The organism is Bacillus lumedeiriae, from assembly GCF_044891285.1.
GTDB lineage: Bacteria > Bacillota > Bacilli > Bacillales > Domibacillaceae > Pseudobacillus > Pseudobacillus lumedeiriae.
The window spans coordinates 1-21,308 of the sequence record NZ_JAUIYO010000022.1 but is presented as its reverse complement, the minus strand read 5'-3'; the positions used below and the strand labels follow the sequence as shown (position 1 = coordinate 21,308).

Annotated in this window: 20 protein-coding genes; 14 read left to right on the top strand and 6 right to left on the bottom strand. The window is 37.8% G+C overall.

Annotated elements, in window-relative coordinates:
* Nucleotides 1-46: 46 nt before the first annotated feature.
* On the top strand, nt 47-472 hold the full coding sequence (locus tag QYG89_RS16065; RefSeq protein WP_404319115.1) for a very short patch repair endonuclease: 426 nt from the start codon (nt 47-49) through the stop codon (nt 470-472).
* A gap of 21 nt (nt 473-493) precedes the next feature.
* Here QYG89_RS16065 and QYG89_RS16060 read toward each other — a convergent pair whose 3' ends face one another.
* The 3 genes from QYG89_RS16060 to QYG89_RS16050 form a co-directional block, all read right to left on the bottom strand.
* Nucleotides 494-1,675, bottom strand: coding sequence for a DNA cytosine methyltransferase (locus tag QYG89_RS16060; RefSeq protein WP_404319113.1), 1,182 nt, complete (start codon nt 1,673-1,675; stop codon nt 494-496).
* Between the two features lie 120 nt (nt 1,676-1,795).
* A complete protein-coding gene (locus QYG89_RS16055) occupies nt 1,796-3,400 on the bottom strand; it encodes an AlwI family type II restriction endonuclease (protein ID WP_404319111.1) in 1,605 nt (534 codons plus the stop codon).
* 2 nt (nt 3,401-3,402) lie between these two features.
* Complete coding sequence (locus QYG89_RS16050; protein ID WP_404319109.1) at nt 3,403-3,870, bottom strand: hypothetical protein; 468 nt, start codon at nt 3,868-3,870, stop codon at nt 3,403-3,405.
* Between the two features lie 636 nt (nt 3,871-4,506).
* Between QYG89_RS16050 and QYG89_RS16045 the strand changes: the two genes are divergently transcribed.
* The 5 genes from QYG89_RS16045 (at nt 4,507) to drmB (ending at nt 13,487) form a co-directional block, all read left to right on the top strand.
* A complete protein-coding gene (locus QYG89_RS16045) occupies nt 4,507-5,421 on the top strand; it encodes a hypothetical protein (RefSeq protein WP_404319107.1) in 915 nt (304 codons plus the stop codon).
* Between the two features lie 122 nt (nt 5,422-5,543).
* Nucleotides 5,544-6,530, top strand: a complete 987-nt coding sequence (locus QYG89_RS16040; protein WP_404319105.1) for a hypothetical protein — start codon at nt 5,544-5,546, stop codon at nt 6,528-6,530.
* On the top strand, nt 6,527-8,050 hold the full coding sequence (locus QYG89_RS16035; RefSeq protein WP_404319104.1) for a DrmE family protein: 1,524 nt from the start codon (nt 6,527-6,529) through the stop codon (nt 8,048-8,050). The genes QYG89_RS16040 and QYG89_RS16035 overlap by 4 nt, the downstream gene beginning before the upstream one ends.
* 20 nt (nt 8,051-8,070) lie before the next feature.
* Nucleotides 8,071-11,589 carry a helicase-related protein gene (locus QYG89_RS16030; protein WP_404319102.1) on the top strand — a complete coding sequence of 1,173 codons (3,519 nt, stop codon included), beginning with the start codon at nt 8,071-8,073 and terminating at the stop codon, nt 11,587-11,589.
* On the top strand, nt 11,586-13,487 hold the full coding sequence (gene drmB, locus QYG89_RS16025; protein WP_404319101.1) for a DrmB family protein: 1,902 nt from the start codon (nt 11,586-11,588) through the stop codon (nt 13,485-13,487). The genes QYG89_RS16030 and drmB overlap by 4 nt, the downstream gene beginning before the upstream one ends.
* Before the next feature lie 76 nt (nt 13,488-13,563).
* Here drmB and QYG89_RS16020 read toward each other — a convergent pair whose 3' ends face one another.
* Together QYG89_RS16020 and QYG89_RS16015 are read right to left on the bottom strand one after the other, a co-directional pair.
* Nucleotides 13,564-13,845 carry a hypothetical protein gene (locus QYG89_RS16020; RefSeq protein ID WP_404319099.1) on the bottom strand — a complete coding sequence of 94 codons (282 nt, stop codon included), beginning with the start codon at nt 13,843-13,845 and terminating at the stop codon, nt 13,564-13,566.
* Nucleotides 13,829-14,626 carry a ParA family protein gene (locus QYG89_RS16015; protein ID WP_404319097.1) on the bottom strand — a complete coding sequence of 266 codons (798 nt, stop codon included), beginning with the start codon at nt 14,624-14,626 and terminating at the stop codon, nt 13,829-13,831. The genes QYG89_RS16020 and QYG89_RS16015 overlap by 17 nt, the downstream gene beginning before the upstream one ends.
* A 174-nt stretch (nt 14,627-14,800) precedes the next feature.
* Here QYG89_RS16015 and QYG89_RS16010 point away from each other — a divergent pair, with 174 nt between their 5' ends.
* The 7 genes from QYG89_RS16010 (at nt 14,801) to QYG89_RS15980 (ending at nt 18,122) form a co-directional block, all read left to right on the top strand.
* Nucleotides 14,801-14,977 (top strand): hypothetical protein, encoded by a 177-nt coding sequence (locus tag QYG89_RS16010; protein WP_404319095.1) that lies wholly within the window; start codon nt 14,801-14,803, stop codon nt 14,975-14,977.
* 371 nt (nt 14,978-15,348) lie between these two features.
* Nucleotides 15,349-15,882, top strand: a complete 534-nt coding sequence (locus QYG89_RS16005; RefSeq protein ID WP_404319093.1) for a hypothetical protein — start codon at nt 15,349-15,351, stop codon at nt 15,880-15,882.
* A 158-nt stretch (nt 15,883-16,040) separates the two neighbouring features.
* Nucleotides 16,041-16,265 carry a DUF1659 domain-containing protein gene (locus QYG89_RS16000; RefSeq protein WP_404319092.1) on the top strand — a complete coding sequence of 75 codons (225 nt, stop codon included), beginning with the start codon at nt 16,041-16,043 and terminating at the stop codon, nt 16,263-16,265.
* An 18-nt stretch (nt 16,266-16,283) separates the two neighbouring features.
* Nucleotides 16,284-16,496 carry a DUF2922 domain-containing protein gene (locus QYG89_RS15995; RefSeq protein WP_404319091.1) on the top strand — a complete coding sequence of 71 codons (213 nt, stop codon included), beginning with the start codon at nt 16,284-16,286 and terminating at the stop codon, nt 16,494-16,496.
* A gap of 62 nt (nt 16,497-16,558) precedes the next feature.
* On the top strand, nt 16,559-16,690 hold the full coding sequence (locus QYG89_RS15990; protein WP_404319089.1) for a YvrJ family protein: 132 nt from the start codon (nt 16,559-16,561) through the stop codon (nt 16,688-16,690).
* Nucleotides 16,691-16,712: 22 nt separating this feature from the next.
* On the top strand, nt 16,713-17,378 hold the full coding sequence (locus QYG89_RS15985) for an N-acetylmuramoyl-L-alanine amidase (protein WP_404319087.1): 666 nt from the start codon (nt 16,713-16,715) through the stop codon (nt 17,376-17,378).
* A gap of 177 nt (nt 17,379-17,555) precedes the next feature.
* On the top strand, nt 17,556-18,122 hold the full coding sequence (locus QYG89_RS15980; protein WP_404319085.1) for a site-specific integrase: 567 nt from the start codon (nt 17,556-17,558) through the stop codon (nt 18,120-18,122).
* A gap of 702 nt (nt 18,123-18,824) precedes the next feature.
* Here QYG89_RS15980 and QYG89_RS15975 read toward each other — a convergent pair.
* Complete coding sequence (locus QYG89_RS15975) at nt 18,825-19,388, bottom strand: hypothetical protein (RefSeq protein WP_404319084.1); 564 nt, start codon at nt 19,386-19,388, stop codon at nt 18,825-18,827.
* Nucleotides 19,389-20,064: 676 nt separating this feature from the next.
* Between QYG89_RS15975 and QYG89_RS15970 the strand changes: the two genes are divergently transcribed.
* Nucleotides 20,065-20,721: an SH3 domain-containing protein gene (locus QYG89_RS15970; RefSeq protein ID WP_404319083.1), complete on the top strand. Its 657-nt coding sequence runs from the start codon at nt 20,065-20,067 to the stop codon at nt 20,719-20,721.
* Nucleotides 20,722-21,308 lie beyond the last annotated feature (587 nt).

The window sequence follows — 21,308 nt, the reverse complement described above, 5'->3', positions numbered from 1 at the left end:
TTCCTTCATTAACGGGAACAATGAAGAAAGAAAGTGAGGGATCCCTTTGGCTGATCGAATGACTAAGGAACAAAGACGAAAAAATATGCAGGCGATCCGTTCTCAATCGAAGCTGGAAAACCGTGTTTCGCGTGAGCTTTGGAAAAGGGGATTCAGGTTCAGAAAGAATGATAAAGCCTTGCTCGGAAAACCGGATATTTCTATAAAGAAATATAAAATAGTAATCTTTATTGATTCTTGTTTTTGGCATGGATGTGAGGTGCACGGCAACAGGCCAAAAAGTAATCAAGAGTATTGGGATAAGAAACTGGCCCGGAATAAGGCTCGAGACATTGAGGTAAGGGAGTATTACCTCAAAAACAATTGGCATTTTAAAAGGGTATGGGAGCATGAAATAAAAGAGGCTTTCGAGAGGGTGATAGATGAGCTGGCTGATTTTATTGAGCAGTCAAAAAAGGAGACGCTAAGCTGAGGCGTCTCCTAAGTGTGTTTATTAAATATTAAAGGCCACTTGTTTTTCCTTTTGATCTTCCTGTGTCGGCTGTTTTTCAGTATCAACTTTGCGTTTGCCAAGAAGGGTTTCTAGCTGTAACTTCTGTGCTGGTGGAACCCATTCGTATTCAATGCCAACTAATGATTTTAAGATTGCTTCAAATACGATCTTGGCGCCAGCTGGAGGAACGGCCATGCCGATTTGTCTGCGGATAGCTTCTTTACTGCCGCAAAAAACAAAATCGTCTGGGAATGTTTGCAATCTGGCACGTTCGCGGTTTGTTAGAGCGCGCAACTCTTCCCAATGATACATGTGAGTTCCGCCCCCGCCGCTGCCTGTAACCGTGTACGCAGGTCTATTAGGGTCCAGTCTCTTATAAATGGAGCTGAGGCGTGTTCCTTTAACATTCAAACGCAGTTCTTCAGGAATACCTACATACCAAGCATTTTCACCCGGTGGAATGTAGCTGAGCATTTCCTTTACTTTAGCCGTGTGTCTTGGCATTTCATGGTTGAAAGCATTCTCCGGAATTGGCGGATTAGTAATCGCCTCGCGGGAAGTTTTGTAATCAGCCGATGACGGTGTAGTCGGTGCAGGCACTTTAAACTCTACTCCGTCTTCTGAAAGGTCTTTGCGAATTCCTACAATTATAATTCGATGTCGTGCCTGGGGAATACCATATTCTTCAAACTTATATAGGTGAGGTGTCAGTTCGTAGCCACACTCTTGAAGTTCGGTAAGTATTTGAATAAAAGCTTGTCCTTCGTTGGCGCTTTGAAGACCGCCAACATTTTCAGCAACAAAGAATTTAGGCTGATATGCTTTTAACACTTTTACCCCGTATGAATACAGAGGGCCAAAAGTGCCGTTAAGCCCATGTTTTTCACCCACTTGGCTGTAATCATTGCACGGAAATCCAAATGCAAAGCAGTCAATATCACCAAGGACAGATCTGTCTCCGATAGGCAACTCTTGTACAGGCCCATGATGAACCGAATCACTTTCAGCATCTTCACATATGTTGAGTCGGTATGTATCACATGCCGAAGGATCGTAATCATTGGACCACTTATGCTCAATGCGCCATTCTTCTCCGGTTTTCGGATCGATTACTCGGGAGTTTTTAGCTCCTAAGGCCATTCCACCGGGACCGTTAAAAAGTTCTCCTTTTTTTAAAATCATATTGGTTTTCTCTCCTCGAAAGAAATAATTTATACGAAAATATGTTCTTGCATACTAATATGCTCTTTATTTTACACCTTAAACTAAAAAAAAGCAGCCCCTAAGGACTCCTTTTCTCGTTTACAACATTTCCGAAACGTGTTTGTATCCTTTATTGGTAAAGCAGTCAATGAACAGCTGCTTTCTTTTTTCTTTATCAAATCCGTTATCCAGACAGTAATCTAAGAAGCCAAGCAAGGTATTTGCTGAAAACATGGCGCCTTGAACGTGTAGCTCCGGATGAGAATCTTTAACCTTTTCGCTGATTTTTCCTAAGTTACGCTCACCGCCCCAATCGCTGGCTGTAACGTATCCGAAGTAAGAGACTGACTTTCCCGCATATCCATTGTAGTTTGGAATATATTCGGATGCCATATGTGATGCAAGATGGGCAGGTAAAGAGAATTTCTTTTTATAGTTTTTTGCATCAATGATACATACGGTACTATCGTCAACATGCAGTAATATCTCAATCTCAGTCTGTACATCTTTCGTTACAGGTTTAGGACGCAAATCAACTTCAAAGCCAATTGCTTTTAGAATTTCAGCTGTCTTATCTTCAAAGACTAAATCATCTTCTTCAAGTAAATAAGATTCAACAAAGTCCTCATTTAATGAAGTAAACTGATAATCCTTTAATAATGATGCATATTTTTTAGCTTCACTGCCCGAGAATTCTTGTTCAAGTATATCTGTTATTTTTTCTATCGAAAGATTTTGTGGCAATGGATAAGAAGATAACAGCTGATGAACCTTTTTAATGCTCTTATTACGATTCGTCGCCGGACCTATCGCTCCAAAAGCGTTGGCTTTGTAACTATCAACATCGAGGCCGGCGTTTTCGGAAAAGCGCTCTAAAGAGATCAAATAGCGTTTATTAAAAGGATATCTCGTTTCTAGTTCATCGAGCTTTACAGCAGTTGATTTATGTTTTTCAGACGGAATTCTTAAAGCGTCACCCCGTATATAATCAGCAAGACCAGTGTAGTCACAAAGCATCATAAATGTATGGGCAACATCGCCATGAGCGGCAGCAAAATCGCGTGCTCCTTTGTCGGATCGTTCCCGATGGTCGTATGTGCTCGCAATGATCTCTTTCATTTCTTCTTTTTCTTCTTCGGAAGCATTTCGGTATTTTAGAATGTTTTGTGTTACTGTGCGCAGTTCGTTATCTTTTTTCGCTGTGAGAGCAAAAAACGTAATTTCTTCTTTAGTAATGAAATAGTCAAGTTCGCGCTGATTTGCTAGTCGGATTAGAAATCTAGCTGGGCGTATTTGAAAGTCTTCTTCAAACTTCGGACGGAATCCGCTCTCCAAGAAATAAGCGTTAGGGATCTGTAGTGTTAATATTTGTTTTGATGTGTTGTCACGTATCTTTTTTTCCGCGAGTAAAGCCGCTCCAACCTTGGTGAGGGAAAGGGTTCCAGATGGGGTAACATAGACATATCCAAATGTCCGAAGCATTGCTGCCCATGTTCTTCCGCCTGAACCATCTGCGCTGATATTGTCCCGCTTTAGTTCTTCAGCAGCGAGCACTTCTTCATATCGCTTATGTGCATCGCGGTTTCTGGACCAAACTGTTTTAAAGTTATCAGTAGCTTTTTGAAGCGCCCGTAACGCATCAACGTGAAATTTAGGATCGCGCTCTGGTCTTGTGATGAACCAGACTTTTCTTTTTTCTGCCATTATTATTCCTCCTCTATTATATTTGCTAATGCAGAGCGGATTTGTTCAATAGTTTCCAGCTCATTTTCTGAAAGTTTTTTCTTAGCTTTTAATAATCCCCAATCTCCGAGAAGATCCATGATGATTTCTTTTTCAGAGCATATAAAGAAGGGGATTTGATCATCTTCCTCATCCGTCAGGTTCGTGATCAGTCTTGCGATCATTAAAACCTTTCTATCGAACATATCCATGAGCTTATAATCTGTGAGGTCAATTTTGGTGCCGATCACTGAAAGGACCTTCGTTAATGACGAAATAGAGATGTCCTCGTTGTTGTTGAAAGCGTCATTAAACCAGCTGTGTTTTTGTCCAGTGCTTACACTTAACGTAGAATGTGGGATTTCAGCTTTAGCAATGAGATGATCGATATTCGTCATCAGTTGAAAAATAAGTGCTTTTCGTAGTAATCTGTTCAATTCTTTTTTTTTCAAGAAAATAACTCCTTTGCTAATCTGAATTTATATAAATAATAAAATGAAAACAAGACGCTTATATCACCTAATTAGGTGATATAAGCGTCTTGTTTCTTTATATCTTTAATTTGTCATTATTTAAGAACGGACAAAACAATCTTTTCTGACCCGATAAGGCAGTTGCTAGTGTCTCTCTTTTACACATTTTAGGGAGAATTATATGGAAATGTTTTAGCAGTACTATTGTGTTCGACGATCTGTTGCCTCTATTTCATTGAAAAAAATACTCTATCATTAATGTTTTCGTAAAAGTCCTCAGCTTTGACCCAACCTTTTACTTCATCTGCTCATTCGTGATCCAGTATAATTTGAGAGTTTTGCCTCATAGCTTTGTAGCCGGAGAATCTCTCTCTAAATTTCCCCTTTCCTTCAAACGCAGCTTCAAAGTTTTCTCGATCAATATATAGACATTATCTTCTTTTGGGTTTTGTTAGTAAATACCAATACTAAAGAAATGATTAATATAAAAATGCTTTTTAATTAATCAAAAAATAATCGAAATGAAAATTCGGTACAAAATCGATATAAAATTGGAATAATTTTTCTGATTTCACAATACAATATAAGTAAAGGCAGAAAAAAGGGGTTGCTCTAATGGGAAAAATCAAATGGTTTTCACCTAATCAAGGAATTTTAACGGTTTCAATTGCTTCTTATGGAATTACTTTAGGTCAGTCGGCTAACCAGTATTTAAGTGGAGGAGAAAAAATTCGTTTTGGCATTTCGGAAAGCAAAGATTATCTTTTTATTCAAATCGTGGATTCTAGCGAAGATGACTCATACAGTATCCCTGAAGGAATCCAAGGTTCTAAACCTATTCGAATTACTTGCAGAGAATTTATTCGATATCTTCAATTGGAAACAGACATAAATACCAAAAACACAAACAGATATTATACCTCGTTTGATTCAAGTTCAAGAATATTCACAGTGGATTTAAATAAAGAGCTTAAGAGGGAAAAGAAAGAGTCTGTTCAGTTGGAGAAGATGGTTGTCGCAAATAATGAATTTTTTCAAAATCTCTTTAATCCTGTTTATAGATCCTCCAGCCGTTCGTTTATCCCAATTTCTATAGAGGATGGGGAAACAAAAGTAGTAGAGAATGGCGTAAAACCAACAATTCGATATGGTGAAATTGATTTTGATTTAGCTACTGAAGGTATACCGGACTTTAAATTAAGATTTAATATGGCTTTGGTTAACGATACTTCAGAGAAGCTCTTAGGCTATTTTTTAACAGGCGGAAGTCTGAAAAACATGACTGAAGATGAAAAGAATGCAATTTATGATGAGGATTTTGGTTTGTTGATTGCTGTAGATAAAAACAGTGAGATACAGGCTATGTGTTTTGTGGAGGTTTATGATCGGTTAGGTCCCGGATCAATTATTCCGTTAAGCCATTTTGAGAAAAAGCCGGGTATTAATAATGATTATATTATCCGCCAAATGATAAACAAAAACCTTCCATTTCTTGTAGAAGGGGATAGTGAGCATGAGGATAGTAATTAATTTTACATGGGGAGATGAAATTACAATATCGTCTCCCCATCTTACTGCGTCTAAAGTAGAGTGAAGGACCAGAAAAGGGATCAAATATGGAAGATAGATAAAAATATAGGGGTGAGCAAAGAATGTCCATTAAGAATTTGAAAGTTCTTAATAACAAAGTTCCTATAGACTTGCCAGAGTGGATTAACTTTGCATTTGAGTTAGGTGCCTATTTAAATGAACAAGGAATCAAGTATAGGAAATCAATAAATATTATAATCGCTCTTCCAAATGAGCAGTTTTTTTCACTATTCATTGCAATGGGAATAGCAGATAAGTCATTCTCTATTAACAAACAAATCAAATCTATAAGAAAACAAGTTCTAAGTTTAGTACAAGGAAGCCGTATTATCTATCAAGACGAACACTCTTCCAGGAAAGCCTCTGTTATTTCTTTAGAACCGAGCCCTATATTCCAAAATGAAATGATACTTAAAATTAAAGATGGGAATATCGAAAGGGGTATTCCTGAAGGTCAGTGGATTGACAGGGTGATTCTGTTAGATGAAGAATTCGATGAGATAAAAAGAACTAGAAAAGTGAGCCAAAAACAAATGTTGGGACCAGACAGTAGCAGGTTATTAGGAGAACTGTATACTGTAAGTCAATTAAATAAGGTTGCATTTTATCCTGGGGATGCTTTCTATATAATCGGCAATACTGTACAGCTTACTGAATTAATGAATGAAGAAATTTTTTATTACAATGGCATCAAAGGTTCTATCAGGGATTTTCTTTATTTGGATAACAGCAATAGTTATACAAATGGTAAGTTGTTTTCTTCACATATGAAAAAAAATGAGGTGGAGATTAAGGAAGAAGTGCCTGTCATATACTCAGATTTAACTAGTTATCTAAAACAGGCAAAAAATTTCCCGGAAAACCCGAACATAATTATATCAAGCAGAACAGACAATGAAAATCGAATTCATGAAGTAAAGGAAGAATTAAAAAGAGAGTTACTGCAAGATGATTATAAAATAGTCACAGAAGAAGTTCTGGATTATCTAAAGTCTTCTAATACTCAAGTACCTGTTGGAGTGGAGTTCATTGTTTGGAGGCGCCAATGATGAATTTTAATAATGTGTTAGGTTTATACAATGTAAAGAGCAGCGCTGTTTTATTTAGACATGTTGAAAGTAATGAATTGTTACCTCTTGCTGATAGTATAGAAAATTATAGATCAGAGATACAAAATAGGTACGATAATGATGAACATTTGATAGAGCTTTTAAACTTATTAAGAAGGATGTTCTTTAAACTAACAAGCAGTTTTTTGCCTTACAATCGAGCTGTTAGTGACGAAGGGAAAAAGCTTCTTCTCGCTGAGTTTCTTCAAGTAAAGCGCAGTTACCCTGAACTATTTTCAAGTATTGTAATACACGTTGCTCAATCATTCAAACAAGTCATAGACAGCGATAATAATTATTTAAGTAAGTACTTAAAAGATTATATTAATAGTAAATCAGAAGTGGGGTTGAAGATAGCCGTTGTTACGAAAAGGGCGGTTTCAGCTGAGGAAAGACTAATAATTAGTGAAGTAGTGAAATCTTATTTGAAAACAAACTACTACACCGAGAACAGTTTCAGAAAAGATACAGAAATATTCGATGAGATTATTTATATTGGAAGCCCTAATTATTTTGGCGAGTACGTAAGTAACACATTTAAAGGCAAGATAATTGCTTTTATCTCTTACGATATCTTTACCAATTCTATAATGCCAAAGGAAGTCTTTAAAGATGTACATGATAGCGGAGCATACAGCACAATTTTTGATAATGTGAATTTTTCGAACCCTGTTCAGAAGAGAATTAAAATTAACCTGGAGGAAAGAGAATCACTTAATATTGCGGTAAATAAATTTCTTGAGGAGCAAAAAAAGGTGGAGGATAATTCTCACGATACTGTTGAGGTATGTATCGTATATCTAGAGAATGATCGTTTTCTTTTTGCACCAATAGATTCAAAGATTCGAGTTTTTACGCCCCATGAAAAAAGTAATTACATTAAACAAATAAGCTTTAAAGATGTAGAAGCAGATGACTATATTGTAATCAGAAATGAAAGAGATACGAAATTGATAGCGGAGGTAGCTGATCAAAATGTCTTAAAGTCAGCTGCCGAAGACTACAGAGTTATGCAGAGAGAATGGAAGCGCAGATTGCGTTTGAATGTAGAAAAAAAAGGCTTAAAAAGTGTTAGTGGTATATTGATGAGAAAATATGACTTAAAGACAGCCTCAATGGCTTCAGTAAGGTCTTGGTGCAATGAAGAATCTATTTGTCCAATCGAACTACCTAAACTTCTTAAGGCTTTAAAATATGATCAAGAGAAGATAGAAGAAGTTTATAGTGCAATGAGGACCATACAATCAGCACACAGAAAAGCAGGAAGAATCATTTCTGAAAAACTAATGAATGAGTTAACAAATGACATTTTGAAAGATTTACAAGAAAATGGCTTCTATACATTTGAGTCAAAGGAATTTAACGGTGCTTCATTTAATATTGAAAGAATCGTTTCCATAGACCGTTCAAGACACCTTATCGCGCCATCTAATTTAATGAAACCAATAAACACAGATTAATAAAGAAAGGAGATGTTCTAATGGTTATCTCTTTAGAACAGTCATTGCACAATCGCCAAAAAGTAATTGACAATGTAAAAGAGGAAATAATCGGCCCAAGTCAAATCAGAGATTATTATTTAAAGTTTAATCCTTTTGGTTCTACTGTATTTGGGTCGAAAGAGGAGCTTTATAAACCTTATTATTGGCAAACTGGTGGAGTCAAAGAAGAAATTCTTCAGAGAGAATCACCAATGCAACGCTATGTCAGCGGGTTATTATTTCCCCTGGGAACAAGCAAAAATGACGAAGTTTTTCTTGAGACACCGATTGATAAAGATTCGAATGTAAACCAGGACAACGGGAAAATAGATGAGCTTTTTGAGCATCAAGATGGTATAGAAACTACAGAAGATGATGGTGAGGTAGAGCTGTTTCCCCAAAAAAATGATTTTATGCCATCAACTATGGGGTTAACATTTTGTGTAAATAAAGATCTTCCAAACTTAAGGGTGAGAATAGAAGGCGGGAGTTATACTCCTCATAATGTAAGAGTAAAAGGTGAGAGTGCTCCGATCCAATGGTGGTTAAGAGAGACGGTAGAAGGATTATGGGATTTGTCGATGGAAGAAATCATAAAAAGAAAGCATGTAGAAAAAATGGCTGAAATAAGAAATAAGAAAGGAGAAAAAATTAGCCATTACCAAATTCAATTGCAAGCAAAGCTTCGTGAAGTTAACGATAAATATATAGTCACAGTAAGTGTTACTAATCGTTCAGAGGTTCCGAAATTTAACAGACAACAACTTACTTTATTTCAGGCATCGATGACTATTGAAACTCCTGAAAATCACTATTTTTCAGTTTATCCAAAGCAATATCAAATGAAAAGGTCATTAAGTGAAGAAGAGGCTTCAACAGAACTTCTTTATAGAAATGAAGCTGTATATGCCTTTGGGCACGGATGTGCAGCAAATTGGAAGTTGAATAGTTTGAATATTTCTAAAATATCTACTTCTTTTATGCCAGAATATGAAACGTTGAGCATGACACCCAATGTTTTTGTAAAACAAGGGAATCAGGAAGTCGAACTTAAAATTAAGATGGGCGATTTAGCAGGCTTGTCCTCTGAGGAACATCCAAGGAACATTTTAAAACCTTTAATAGAAGGATACAGGGAATGGATAAGCGTTAAAGAAAGAGAATTATCTAATGTACCAGTACCATTGCAGCCAGCAGCAAGAAAACATATGGATTTATGTAAAGAAAGCCTAGATAGAATGGTTAGAGGCATTGAACTGCTTGAGGATGAACAAATACTTGAAGCATTCCGGTTAGCAAACTTGTCTATTCTCTTACAGCAGATAAATGGAAAAGATAAGCGCTTTGGAAGGATCGAAGGAAAACAAATTCTGTTTGATAAGTCTTTTGAAGAAAGCGTTAAAGATGAATCAAAACTTAGGAATGCAAGTAATACTTGGAGGGCATTCCAGATTGCATTTATATTAATGTCTCTTGAATCCCTAGTTAATGAAGGGTGTGATTCAAGGGAAGTAGTAGATTTGATTTGGTTCCCAACTGGAGGCGGAAAAACAGAGGCTTACTTAGGTGTCGCAGCTTTTCAAATGATTTTAAGACGTCTTAGAAACCCTTCTGATGCCGGAGTCGATGTAATGATGAGGTATACATTGCGCCTCTTAACAGCTGACCAATTTCAAAGGTCATCAAGACTTATTTGCGCGCTAGAATATTTAAGACGAAAGCATCAATCCGGATTGGGTGATATACCGTTCTCAATTGGAATATGGGTAGGATCAAATACAACCCCTAACAATAATGAAGGCGCTAAAAAATCACTTAATCAATTGCAAAAGAATGTAAAAGGAGCTCAGCAATTTATAGTTAATAACTGTCCATGGTGTGGCGCAAGCTTAGGATATTATGAACAAAAAGGGAGCAGAAAAAAATATTACGCTGGCTATAAAATTAAGGATAATAGACTGGCAATTCATTGTCCCGATAAGAATTGTAACTTCCATGAAGAGCTGCCAATATATATAGTTGACGAAACAATATATGAGAAACGGCCGACATTCTTAATTGGAACAGTAGATAAGTTCGTGCAGTTAGTTTGGCAACCCAAAGCGAGATTGCTATTCGGAATTAATCAGGAAGGTAATAGGTTTGTAAGCCCTCCGGCACTAATAATACAAGATGAACTACATTTAATTTCTGGCCCTTTGGGAACTTTAACGGGATTATTTGAAGTTTTAATTGAAGAATTGTGTTTGAAAAATGTTAATGGAAAAGTAATAAAACCTAAAATTATTGCAGCTACTGCGACCATTAAGCAATTTGAGGAACAAGCACTCTCGCTTTTCGGGAGATCAAATTCTAGATTATTTCCAAGCCCAGGTTTAGAAAATGAAGATTCTTTCTTTGCAACACCGGCAGTGGATAAAGAAACAGGAAAACCGATGCCAGGTAGAAAATACGTTGGTATTTATACGCAGACAGTCCGTATTATGATGTCCCAGGTCATGACGTTTTCATCTATTCTCCAGTCCGTTGTTGAGATTGGCGAACAGGAAAGGGATCCATATTGGACATTACTCGCATTCTACAATACACTTCGTGAATTAGGCGGCGGCTTAACTTTAACACAGACGGATATACCACAGTATTCCAGATCTATTTCTATCAGGAAAGGAATCCTTAAGGATATTAGATACATTAACAATGTTCTTGAATTAACCTCTAGAAAACAGAGTCATGAGATTGCTAAAACCATAGATGATCTAAAGTCAGGCTATAACCCAGCGGGAGAAAAAGACAGAGATACAGCTATCGACTTATGTTTAGCGTCAAATATTATAGAAGTGGGTGTAGATATTGACCGGTTATCGGTAATGGCTATTGTAGGGCAACCGAAGATGACAGCTCAATATATCCAAGTAAGTGGGCGGGTGGGACGTCGATGGTGGGAAAGACCTGGACTGATATTTACACTGTATTCTAATACAAAATCGAGAGATAAATCCCATTTTGAACATTTCAGAGAATACCATCAGAAATTGTATGCTCAAGTTGAACCAACAAGTGTCACTCCTTTTTCAGACTCTTGCTTAGATAGAGGGTTACATGCAGTTGTTATTGGTTTTTTACGTCAAGCATTAAATGCTGATATTGCGAGAACACCTGATTGGAAAGAAATACAGAAGAATATGAATCATCGAATATTGCCTTTTTATAATCGTTTAATAGAAAGAGTTAAGCTTGTTGATCCAGAACAGACAGACGAACTGAAGAATAGATTTATCAACATTTTAAAGAGACTTGAGAAAGGCAATTATACTTCATGGAAGGTAGATTCTAAGACGAATGGATATATGTATTCAGCAGGTTCAACTATTCCGCAAGCATTGAAAAGAAAAGCTGAGCCAATGATTAACTCAATGAGAAATGTAGATTCAGAGTGCAGGGGTCTTATTGTCTCAGTGTATGATTCGGATACAAATGATGATAAAAATGAAGGTAGCTGGGAGGAATTGTTTTCATGAAAGATTTACCTTTAAGAAGAGGCCAGCTTGTTACAACCTTCGGACCAGGCTCTCTTGTAATCAGTCCCGAAGGGGAATCAGCAATGATCGGGGCTCTCGACAAATGGTATTATGACAAAAATGATCATCGCGTTGAAACAATTGATGAATATGAAATACAAGAACCTAGATTAAGGTCTTTACTAAAAGTAGATAAACTATTAATGCCCCCCGATTTCAGGGCAAGTTACCAGTATAAAGGGGCTGGGAGTGCAGTAACTCAAACAAATACAGACTTATATATACCTTTGTTGCGTTTTCCAACATGGCACTATTGTCCTTTATGTAAAACCTTACATCAAATACCTATGGCTTCCCGAACAAGCTGGTTGGACTGTAAAGAATGCAAGAAACAAACTAAAATGATACAAGTCCCTTTTGTGATAGTTTGTAAGCATGGACATATTTCAGATTTTCCATGGAGAGAATGGGTACACAAGGATGACAAGACGAACTGCGAAGGGCAAATGAAATTAATTTCTTCAACAGGAGCAACGTTAGATTCACTTAAAGTTAGGTGTAGTTGTAAGAAAGAAAGATCATTAAAAGGAATTATGTCGCGTAAAACTAATTCTAGTAATGATGAAGACGGAGTTAGTGAATTAAGCATCAGGTTGAACGATGATCCAGATAAGTTATACCAATGTCCCGGACATAAACCTTGGTATGGATCTGAAAAAGAGAAAGAAGCCTGTTCGGTTTATCCCATAGCGGTATTAAAAAATTCTATAAATGTATACTATCCTAATACAATAAGCGCAATTCATTTACCTGGTGAAAACTTAGAAGCAGAAAAGCTTATAGATATGTTCGAAAGGAATGGTATTACTTCTTCGTGGCTGAATGTTGCTGATAAAATCGAAGATAAGATTAAATTAGTAAAGAAGTTATGCCCGCCAGAAATACAAGAATATAATCAGTCAGACATCGAACTTGCAATCCTTTATATTGAAGGCTCATTAAAGGATGAGGAAGCCTTTGAAAAAATAAATCCGAGAAATGCAGAAGCAGAGTTGAGGAAAAAAGAGTTTGAAATTCTTTTGCAAGAAATAAACACAAAAAACTTGAAAGTAAAAAAAGAATGGGATTGTGAACAGGTAATTGAAGGTGACATTAAAACTTATTTCAATCTTATCAACAGAGTAACTAAGTTAAAAGAAACCATTGCCTTGACCGGCTTTAATAGACTAGCTATGAATGATAATGAGTCAGGCCAGGGGCAAATATTAAAAGGGAAAAAGCTGTTATTTAAAGATCCTGAATCGCCTGATAACGATTGGCTTCCAGCTTATAAGGTTTACGGAGAGGGGATATTCGTTACCTTAAACTTTGATAAGTTGACATTATGGGAACAGAGAATAGATATCTCAAATTACTTTAACAGACTGCTTTTACGAGTAGAGAAAAAAGGATCAAATATTGATGCTTCCATTATAAAGCCTAGAAATGTCCTTCTGCATACTTTATCTCATCTAATAATTGACGAACTTGCTTTGACATGTGGTTATAACTCTGCTTCAATCCGTGAGCGTCTATATTTTAATGATAATCAATGTGGAATATTGATTTATACTTCATCGGGGGACGTAGATGGTACGTTCGGAGGTCTCGTTAGAATGGGAAGAAAAGAAAATTTCTTTCCCGTAGTTTACAAGGCTATAGATAAAGCAAGATGGTGCAGTTCTGATCCAGTTTGTACCGAAATAGGTAAGTCTTCAGGTCAAGGTGTGAATAATCTGAATGGAGCATCCTGTCACAATTGTTCCTATCTTCCTGAAACTTCGTGTGAACTAGGTAATCTTTTTTTAGATAGGACTTTGCTGATTGATCCAGAGTTGGGTTTTTTTAATATTGATTAATTCTTAGATATAGCATCAAAACATAGGTGAAGGAGCTATATCATAAGCCCCTTCACCTATGTTCTGTAGAGATTCATTACTTCTTAACATCCTCAAAATATCGATCCAGCGCCTCTTCAATAATAAGATAAATATTCTTCTCCTGTACCAACGACTGCATTTTCAGCTCTTTGTGCAGGTCTGTTCGGATGTCGAAGGATACGCGTTTTCTTTCGATCTTCGCTTCTTCTTTTCTTGTTTTCTTCGTTTCTTCTAAAGAAGAATCGTTGTTTTCTCCTACTGCTTCAGCCAGGGCTTGGGTTGGGCTGATTATTTTTTGTTGGCGTTTTTTGTTTTTGATGTCATTTACTTTGGACACGTTGGATCAGCTCCTTGTAAAAGTCTTTGTATGGTTCTAGTGCTTTTTTGAGTTCCACATTTTCGTTGAAGCCGTATAGTGAGAGTCTCCCTACTGGAGCTTTTCTCGTGATGATGGTTTCGAACACTTTGTCTGGAAAGTCTTCTGCGATGAGCTCGTTGAACGCTTTGGCGTCGCTGCGTCTTACGTCGTTCATTGTGCGTAAGATGCCTAATACTTGGGTATTTCGTTTTCCAGCTTCACGGGCACCATCGACTGATTCAATGAAATTGGGGATCGCAGAGTAGCACCAATTGGAACATTCGAACATGACAACCACGTATTCACTTGCACATAGGGCGTTGGTGGTTTGTTCGCTGAATGCAGGTGGAGTGTCAATTATAATGAAATCGTATTTTTCCCGAACTTGGTCTAGCATCTTGTCTAGTATTAAAAGTGGGTTTCCGGCAAAAGGAAGATTTTCACCTTCATGCGTTCTACCCGTATAGATCCATCGGGGCAGCATGGCTAAGAAGTTGTTTGCAGGGAGTAAATCTAAATTTTCATTGATTGGTACTATGTAACTCTCGGCATCGTTATGCTGCATGGCTTCTAAGACTGATTTCCCCACGAATTCATTAGATGGCTGATCAGTTAAGAGTTCGGTTAAGTTGCCTTGGGAGTCCATGTCGATGGCCAGAACGCGATAGCCGTCTTCTTTTAACAAATAAGAGAGAATGCCTGTCGTGGTGGACTTTCCGCAGCCGCCTTTTTGGATTCCCAGTGTGATGGTGATGGCCAATTGTTGTATCATCCTTTCTTCTAACGTTGTTTTCTTCTAATCTTTTTTTCTTCTTTCCTTCTTTTATTTATTTTACATTAATTTAGATAATTTTTCATTTATTGTTTTTCTGCGCTCTGTTGGTTTCTTTCAAACGTTTATTAAAGTAATGAAAAATTAAAGGAGTGATTTACTTTGAAAGAACGTATTTTAGAGGCAAATGTGGAAGCGATGAGAGTTGCGAGAAGGATGCAGCGGGAAGCAAGATTGAATCATGGAGCGGATCTGCCGTTGGAGTTTTACCTTGAACATATCCTTCATTTGACTGCGGATGTATTGATCATCGCAGCTGCTAATAAGCCGAAAAATTGATTGTTTGTGCTTTTTCCTTTGAAAAGTCCGTTTAACAGGTGGAAATACAACGTTTGAGGGGGAGATACGAGGTTTTCAGGCTTTTGTTCTTTTGGGGGTGGAGGTATATGATAGATTCAACAACGCGGAAAAAAGTTTGTACCCCCTCTTAACGTTAACGTTTTCCAGAGCTCCTCTATGTTCTTACCTTTTTCTATTCTTTGATTTGTTAGCTACCATTAGGCGGTTGTTTTGCAGGTTTTTGATACTCAAATCCTCCGATATTAAGTGTTTATAGCTCGAAAGGTAGTTAGCCTATTTCTTGGAAATAGGCTATTTTCTATACATATAATCGTTTTTTCAGTTCGATAGCATTTAAAGGAGAGGTTGTTATGGGTTGGATTGATGTAAAGCGCTTTGTAGCAGTGGGACAGGCGTTTGTTCCGGTGAATATTAAGGATAGAGGCATTGATGGGATGAAGGTCTTTTTTAAGGATGGGACTACTGAAATCATTGATATGCGCTGTGATACGTTTTTGAAAAAGCTCCTTACTTTTTTCGGAACGAGCGTAGCGGTGAATCGGGAGTGCTATGGTGCGCTCGTCAGCAAAAAGCAGCTTGTGCCGATAGCACTTTCCTATGGTTATACGTTGATTCCTTATATCACTAGGGAATCGATTGGCCGGCAGTCGCGGATGGGCTGGATTGTTGCGAAAGAGATATTGAACATTCATGAGAGCTCCCAAGGGCAAACGCATATCAGGCTAGATCAACATGAAATCCTCGTTCATCACTCCAAAAAATTCTGTTTTGACCAGCTCAAAAATTCGAAGTGGATTGAACTATATTATGGTGAGATCCACGAACCTCATAGAAAACAATGGCCGATTGGCGGTGTTTCCTTGTACGAAATTGCATCTTTTTAAAATCCGTCTTCTTAACTTGTTAAATCTTATTTTGATAGTTGTTTCTTGAAAATGGCTACCCAAATTTTATTGTATTTGCCGTTTTTCCCTGCTGATAGCGCTTTTGATGAGGCTGCTATGGCGTTGCTATAGTGGAAAACAAGAAGGGAGGAATGACAATGGCTATTCAACAAATTGCAGATGGGTTTTCGATGATCTTAACAGTTGAGGGCATCGGTAACGATGGGAAGCCTGTTAAGAAGAAGTACACGTATCCTGATGTTAGAGAGAGCGCAACTCCGGAGAATATTTTCAATGTTGCTGTTGAACTTGAAAAGCTGCACAAAGATCGAGTACGTCAATTGAACATGGTAAATAATTACGTATTAATCAACGGTTTATAAGAAGGGAGGAAATAACGGATGGCTAAGTTACTAGAGCTTTATTTTAATGCTGAATATGGTCCTGAGAAGATCGTCGTTCGTGAGCCAGATGAGTCACTTGATCCAGCTACTATAAAAGCGGCAATGGAACAAATTATTGCAGCGAACGTTTTTGCGAAGAGAAACGGTCTTCTAGTTAGTCCGAAAAGCGCTCGCTATGTGGATCGCAGCGTTCAAGATATCGAATTTTAATTGACGAACGGAAGGCTTGTAATCGAGCCTTCCGTTTTTATTAAATGAAAGGGGTGGAGAACATGGATTGGCTAAACATGATCAGTGAAGTTGGGTTTCCGGTCTTGGTCACTTTTTACCTGCTATATCGGATTGAAACGAAGATTGATCAACTTTCGCAATCCATTAAGGACCTTGCGGTGTCGTTGAAGTAAAAGACGGGAGGGATAATGAGAAATGCTGATTGTTCTTGATGCAGGGCATGGTGGGAAAGATCCTGGAGCGGTCGCGAATGGGTTATTGGAAAAGGATATTACGTTGCAGCTGGCACTCAAAGCAGGGGCGTTCCTGCGAACGAATTACAATTGCGATGTGATGTATACGAGGAATAAGGATGTTTATCTGACGCTGCCGGAACGCACGAATATCGCAAATAGAGCGGGAGCGGACCTGTTCTGTTCGTTTCACATTAACAGCTTTAATGAGAAGTCTAAAGGATTTGAAACCTTCCGTTATCCAGGAACGAAAGGGAAAACGGCTGACTTGCAAAAAGGTGTTCATGAGGAAGTCATGAAGATCATGCAGCCATACGGTATTACGGATCGGGGCATGAAGCAACAGGATCTGGCCGTTGTGCGCGGAACAAAGATGCCGGCTGTTTTAACCGAAACCCTATTCATTTCGAATCCAAATGAAGCTAAATTGTTGAAATCGGAGTCTTTTATTAATGAAGTAGCCAAAGCACATGCGATCGGGCTGGCCAGGGCTGCCGGATTAACAAAGAGCAGCACGAAAAAGTATTACCTGATGACTGGCGCTTTTAAAAGTAAAGAAGAGGCGGAAGCCGGTGCCAAGATGTTAAAAGAAAAGTATGGATGGTCCGTTGATGTGAAAGAAAATTAACTTCTCTGCCGATTTGGTAGAGCTTTTTTTGAATCTAAATAATCTGACACAACCAAGTTATGTCAGATTTTTAGATTTGGGTAAAAGCGTTGATGCATAAGGGTTTTCAGGGGGTTTTTGCAGATGGTTATTTCCTAGGTAAAATCTGATTCATTTTGAGGAAAGGAGAACGGTTTAATGAACACGGTGCAGCCGATACGTGATAAGGAGAAGATTGAGGGAATGAAGAGGGTGCTGCGCGCATCATCGCTTAGAGATGAGCTGCTGTTTACCCTTGGGATCAATACTGGACTTAGAATTAGTGATATTTTGAATTTAAAGATAGGAGATGTGTTGAGGAGAAAAAAGATCGTGGAGCGGCTGGAACTGCGGGAGCAGAAGACTAAAAAGGTCCGCCTCATTGTCTTTAGCATGAAAACACGCCGCTTGATCCAGCGGTATTTAGAGGAAAAAAGACCAACGGCCCGCAGCGATGAACCGCTTTTTCTCAGCCAAAAAGGAGGAGCGATTAGCCGGCAGCATGCTTATTTCATATTGAACGAAGCCGCTCGTTATGTTGGTATCACGGAGCGGATCGGCACGCACTCGCTGCGGAAAACATTCGGATACTTTGCCTACAAACAAGGCATCGATCTGGCCATGATCCAGAAGCTTTTAAATCACTCTAACCAGGCGGAAACGCTGCGCTATATCGGTATTACGCAGGAGCAGCTGGATCAAGTAATGATGAAATTAGATTTATAGGTATAAATATTTGATAATCGGTAAGAATAGTAGTAAGTCATTATGATACCTTTCCCCTTTACTTGGCGCGCTTGTTTTCAAGCGTGTTTTTTTATGGTGAAAATTAAGCGATTAAACAATTAATCATCCAAAAATAGTAAATTAAACGAGCAGGATCAGGAATTTTAAAATTTTTGAACGCTCAGAATCACGTCTAACAGCTTTTAATTTTTTTCTCGATTTTTAATTAAGGAAATTTTTTAAAACGTGGCACAGGTGAATATAGGTGGATTTAAGATGATTTTTCTGAAAATCCGCATCTAAAAATGCAATTTCAAATTTTGAGTGTAAAAGTACGTATTTTTGAAAATGAGGGCTTTATCCGTGCTGTCGAAATTTGTGTGGTAAAAGTTATTGAGTTTTGAAAGCGTTTTCAATTATAATTAAAACAGGTCGGATGACATGTGTGGTCATCATCGTATGCGGCGTAGGCGGGGCCGGTACGGAGAGGAGCTTTAAAAGTGGTTAATTGAAATGATACATAATTTTTTGTTATAGAATAAGGAATCCCTCAACATTATTTAAGAGTTGAGGGGTTTTTTCGTGTATGTAGGATGGTTTGAAATAGTGTCAATTTTGCCCGCCGCCGTTTCAGAAGCCGATCCAGTATGTGTAAACTTCCCGATACCGAGTATTAAGACAATGAAAGGTGATTAAAATCGATCAATGTTCAATAAGGTGCCAAATCATATCATTACTCTCAATTTCGCCATATGAAAACATCTCAGTCAGTTTTCCTTTTGCTTTTTTCTTTTGTTCGTCTGTTACCCAGTTAGTGACTTCATCAGAATTAAAATATATTTCCCTTATAAAAGCGATATAGAACATTGTGTCACCATCTAATTTGTCCATGTAAGATAGTACTTTATTTACATCGGCATCAAAGAGGGCCTCCCGTGCATATTTTCCTTTATACTTCATTTCGATAACAGAAATAACCTTTGTTACACAATTCCCTAAGTAATCATTTTGAGCCTTTATAGGATCTATCTTCACAACGGCTAAATCAATTCTTTCACCATCGATAAAATACTCTGTAAAAATTCTCAGGTTGCTTTCTTCTAAAAAGTCATCTCCTAATCTTCTTCTCAAATTAAAGTAAAAAGAATTTTTAAGAGTATCCTCTTTAAGCAGAAATGATTTTTTATACTCTCTATGTATATCTTCTAGCCAAACTTTTTTTATTGTTGAATGAACAAATTGAGTAACATAGGAATCACAAAACATCAAAAAGCCCCCAATATTTATTTTTACGTTAATATCGGATGAATCCTCTCAACTATTAAATATAGAGATGATAATGAGGAAGCCATCAACCGTTCAGCGAACCGTTGATGGCGTTATTTGTATAATGATGATTTCATTTGAAGGATGTAATCACTTTTTCACGAAGAAACGTTTATTAGAGGAAAAAAATAAAAGAATAAAAGAAGAAACAAAGAAACGAAGGAAGCCAGGAACCGTTCTCCCGAAACGTTCCTGCCCCTTATTTTCCCCACAGAAGTCCAATCACAGAAGCCCTCTTGCAAGCGAACTCAAGGAAGCTCTCGCAAAGCAGCCGTCCCCGTCTTCTCCACCCCGCCCTCTGCTGCCGCTCCAGCCCAGGCTCCGAAGTCAGCGGCTTTATTCGGGGAAGCAAAAGCATTCGTGGGAGGATTCGGGGAAGAGAGGGAAGTCCTCAACCGTTCTGCGAACCGTTGAGGACCTTGTTTGTATGATGAAGATTTCATTTGAAGGGTGTAATCACTTTTTCACAAAGAAACGTTTATTCGAAGAAAAAGGGAAAACAACAAAGCAGCTTTATAAATAACCGTTGCCGGTATTTGTCGAAGGAAAAAAAGGGAAAAAGAAAAATCACTGGTATAATAGTCATGTGTATAAATGATGAAAGAGAGGAATATTAATGAAAAAGTTTATAGCATTTTTCATAGCTTTTGTGTTGTTAACAACCCTAGTTAATGTTCAACAAACAGAAGCAAGCACCGTAAATAAGCACTTTACGGTAAATGTAAAAAAATTAGATGTGCGTGTAAAACCAAGTCCGAAAGCAAAAATAGCAGGATCACTTAAAAGCGGTACAGTCGTATTTGTTTATAATACGGAACCAGGTGGTTGGTCAAAAGTAAAATACAACAATAAAGCTGGATACATTGCTACTAGCGGCTTAAAAACTACTAATAATGCAAAACCTTCACCTGTAAAAAGTTTTAAAAATTATGAGGGTGAATGGTATACATCCTCAAGCTTTCAACCAGGAATGGGAGTTAATTTAAAATTCATTGGCGATAATAAAGCAAATATTGATTTGTATGGAGTGTGGTGGTCAAGGCCAGATGGTTCAAATGTAAGAGAATCAGATGCTTATGGATACACTATTACATTTGATAAAAATGGAGTAGGAAAAGTGAAATTTACAGAAAGCTATGGATTAAACACAGGTATTGCTACAGTAAAGTTAGTTGGTAGCTATGTTTATGTGAAAATAGAGTATCCATGGGGAATAGATTTAGATAGCTACATTTATGAAGGCAATCATAAACTTGTAAGAGCAAAATTTTAATATGAATTAGAAAAACAGTAAATGGAATCTTAATATTCGAGGAAGCCATCAACCGTTCAGCGAACCGTTGATGGCCTTATTTTTGTCATGGAGATTTCATTTGAAGGATGTAACTGACTTTTTAAGAAGAAATCTTTATTAGAAGAAAAAAATAAAAGAAGAAAAGAAGAAATCCGCGTCCATCTTCTCCGCTTCTAGCCTCCGCTCACGCTCCGTCAAGAGCTCCGAAGCTGAGCGCTTTATTCGAAGAAGTAATGTGCAAGCCTACTCACATGCAGCAATGCTGGAGCGGCTCAGGGAAGAAAAAGCAAAGCATCGCTGCAAGGAGAAGAGAAGGAAGTGATCAACCCTTCTAGCGAAGAGTTGATCACCTTCATCCAATACGCGGAAGCAAATTCGCAGAAGCATTCTTGTAAGCTAACTCAGTAATGCAACCATGCTGTAGCAGATCCAAGGAAGTAAAGCCCACGCATTATTGCATTGAAGAATTTGCAAGCCTATTCGAAGAAGCGAGCCCATCGACTTGCATAATAAACAATGTGCAAAATTCAAAAGATGGATGCAGGATACCGCCCCCCTCCTCCCCC

Coding starts and splice junctions, on each gene's coding strand:
- QYG89_RS16060 (WP_404319113.1), bottom strand. CDS start 1,675: ATGATTTTAAAAAAAGGAGAACTTTTTAACGGTCCCGGTGGAATGGCC.
- QYG89_RS16055 (WP_404319111.1), bottom strand. CDS start 3,400: ATGGCAGAAAAAAGAAAAGTCTGGTTCATCACAAGACCAGAGCGCGAT.
- QYG89_RS16045 (WP_404319107.1), top strand. CDS start 4,507: ATGGGAAAAATCAAATGGTTTTCACCTAATCAAGGAATTTTAACGGTT.
- QYG89_RS16040 (WP_404319105.1), top strand. CDS start 5,544: ATGTCCATTAAGAATTTGAAAGTTCTTAATAACAAAGTTCCTATAGAC.
- QYG89_RS16035 (WP_404319104.1), top strand. CDS start 6,527: ATGATGAATTTTAATAATGTGTTAGGTTTATACAATGTAAAGAGCAGC.
- QYG89_RS16030 (WP_404319102.1), top strand. CDS start 8,071: ATGGTTATCTCTTTAGAACAGTCATTGCACAATCGCCAAAAAGTAATT.
- drmB (WP_404319101.1), top strand. CDS start 11,586: ATGAAAGATTTACCTTTAAGAAGAGGCCAGCTTGTTACAACCTTCGGA.
- QYG89_RS16005 (WP_404319093.1), top strand. CDS start 15,349: ATGGGTTGGATTGATGTAAAGCGCTTTGTAGCAGTGGGACAGGCGTTT.
- QYG89_RS16000 (WP_404319092.1), top strand. CDS start 16,041: ATGGCTATTCAACAAATTGCAGATGGGTTTTCGATGATCTTAACAGTT.
- QYG89_RS15995 (WP_404319091.1), top strand. CDS start 16,284: ATGGCTAAGTTACTAGAGCTTTATTTTAATGCTGAATATGGTCCTGAG.
- QYG89_RS15990 (WP_404319089.1), top strand. CDS start 16,559: ATGGATTGGCTAAACATGATCAGTGAAGTTGGGTTTCCGGTCTTGGTC.
- QYG89_RS15985 (WP_404319087.1), top strand. CDS start 16,713: ATGCTGATTGTTCTTGATGCAGGGCATGGTGGGAAAGATCCTGGAGCG.
- QYG89_RS15980 (WP_404319085.1), top strand. CDS start 17,556: ATGAACACGGTGCAGCCGATACGTGATAAGGAGAAGATTGAGGGAATG.
- QYG89_RS15975 (WP_404319084.1), bottom strand. CDS start 19,388: ATGTTTTGTGATTCCTATGTTACTCAATTTGTTCATTCAACAATAAAA.
- QYG89_RS15970 (WP_404319083.1), top strand. CDS start 20,065: ATGAAAAAGTTTATAGCATTTTTCATAGCTTTTGTGTTGTTAACAACC.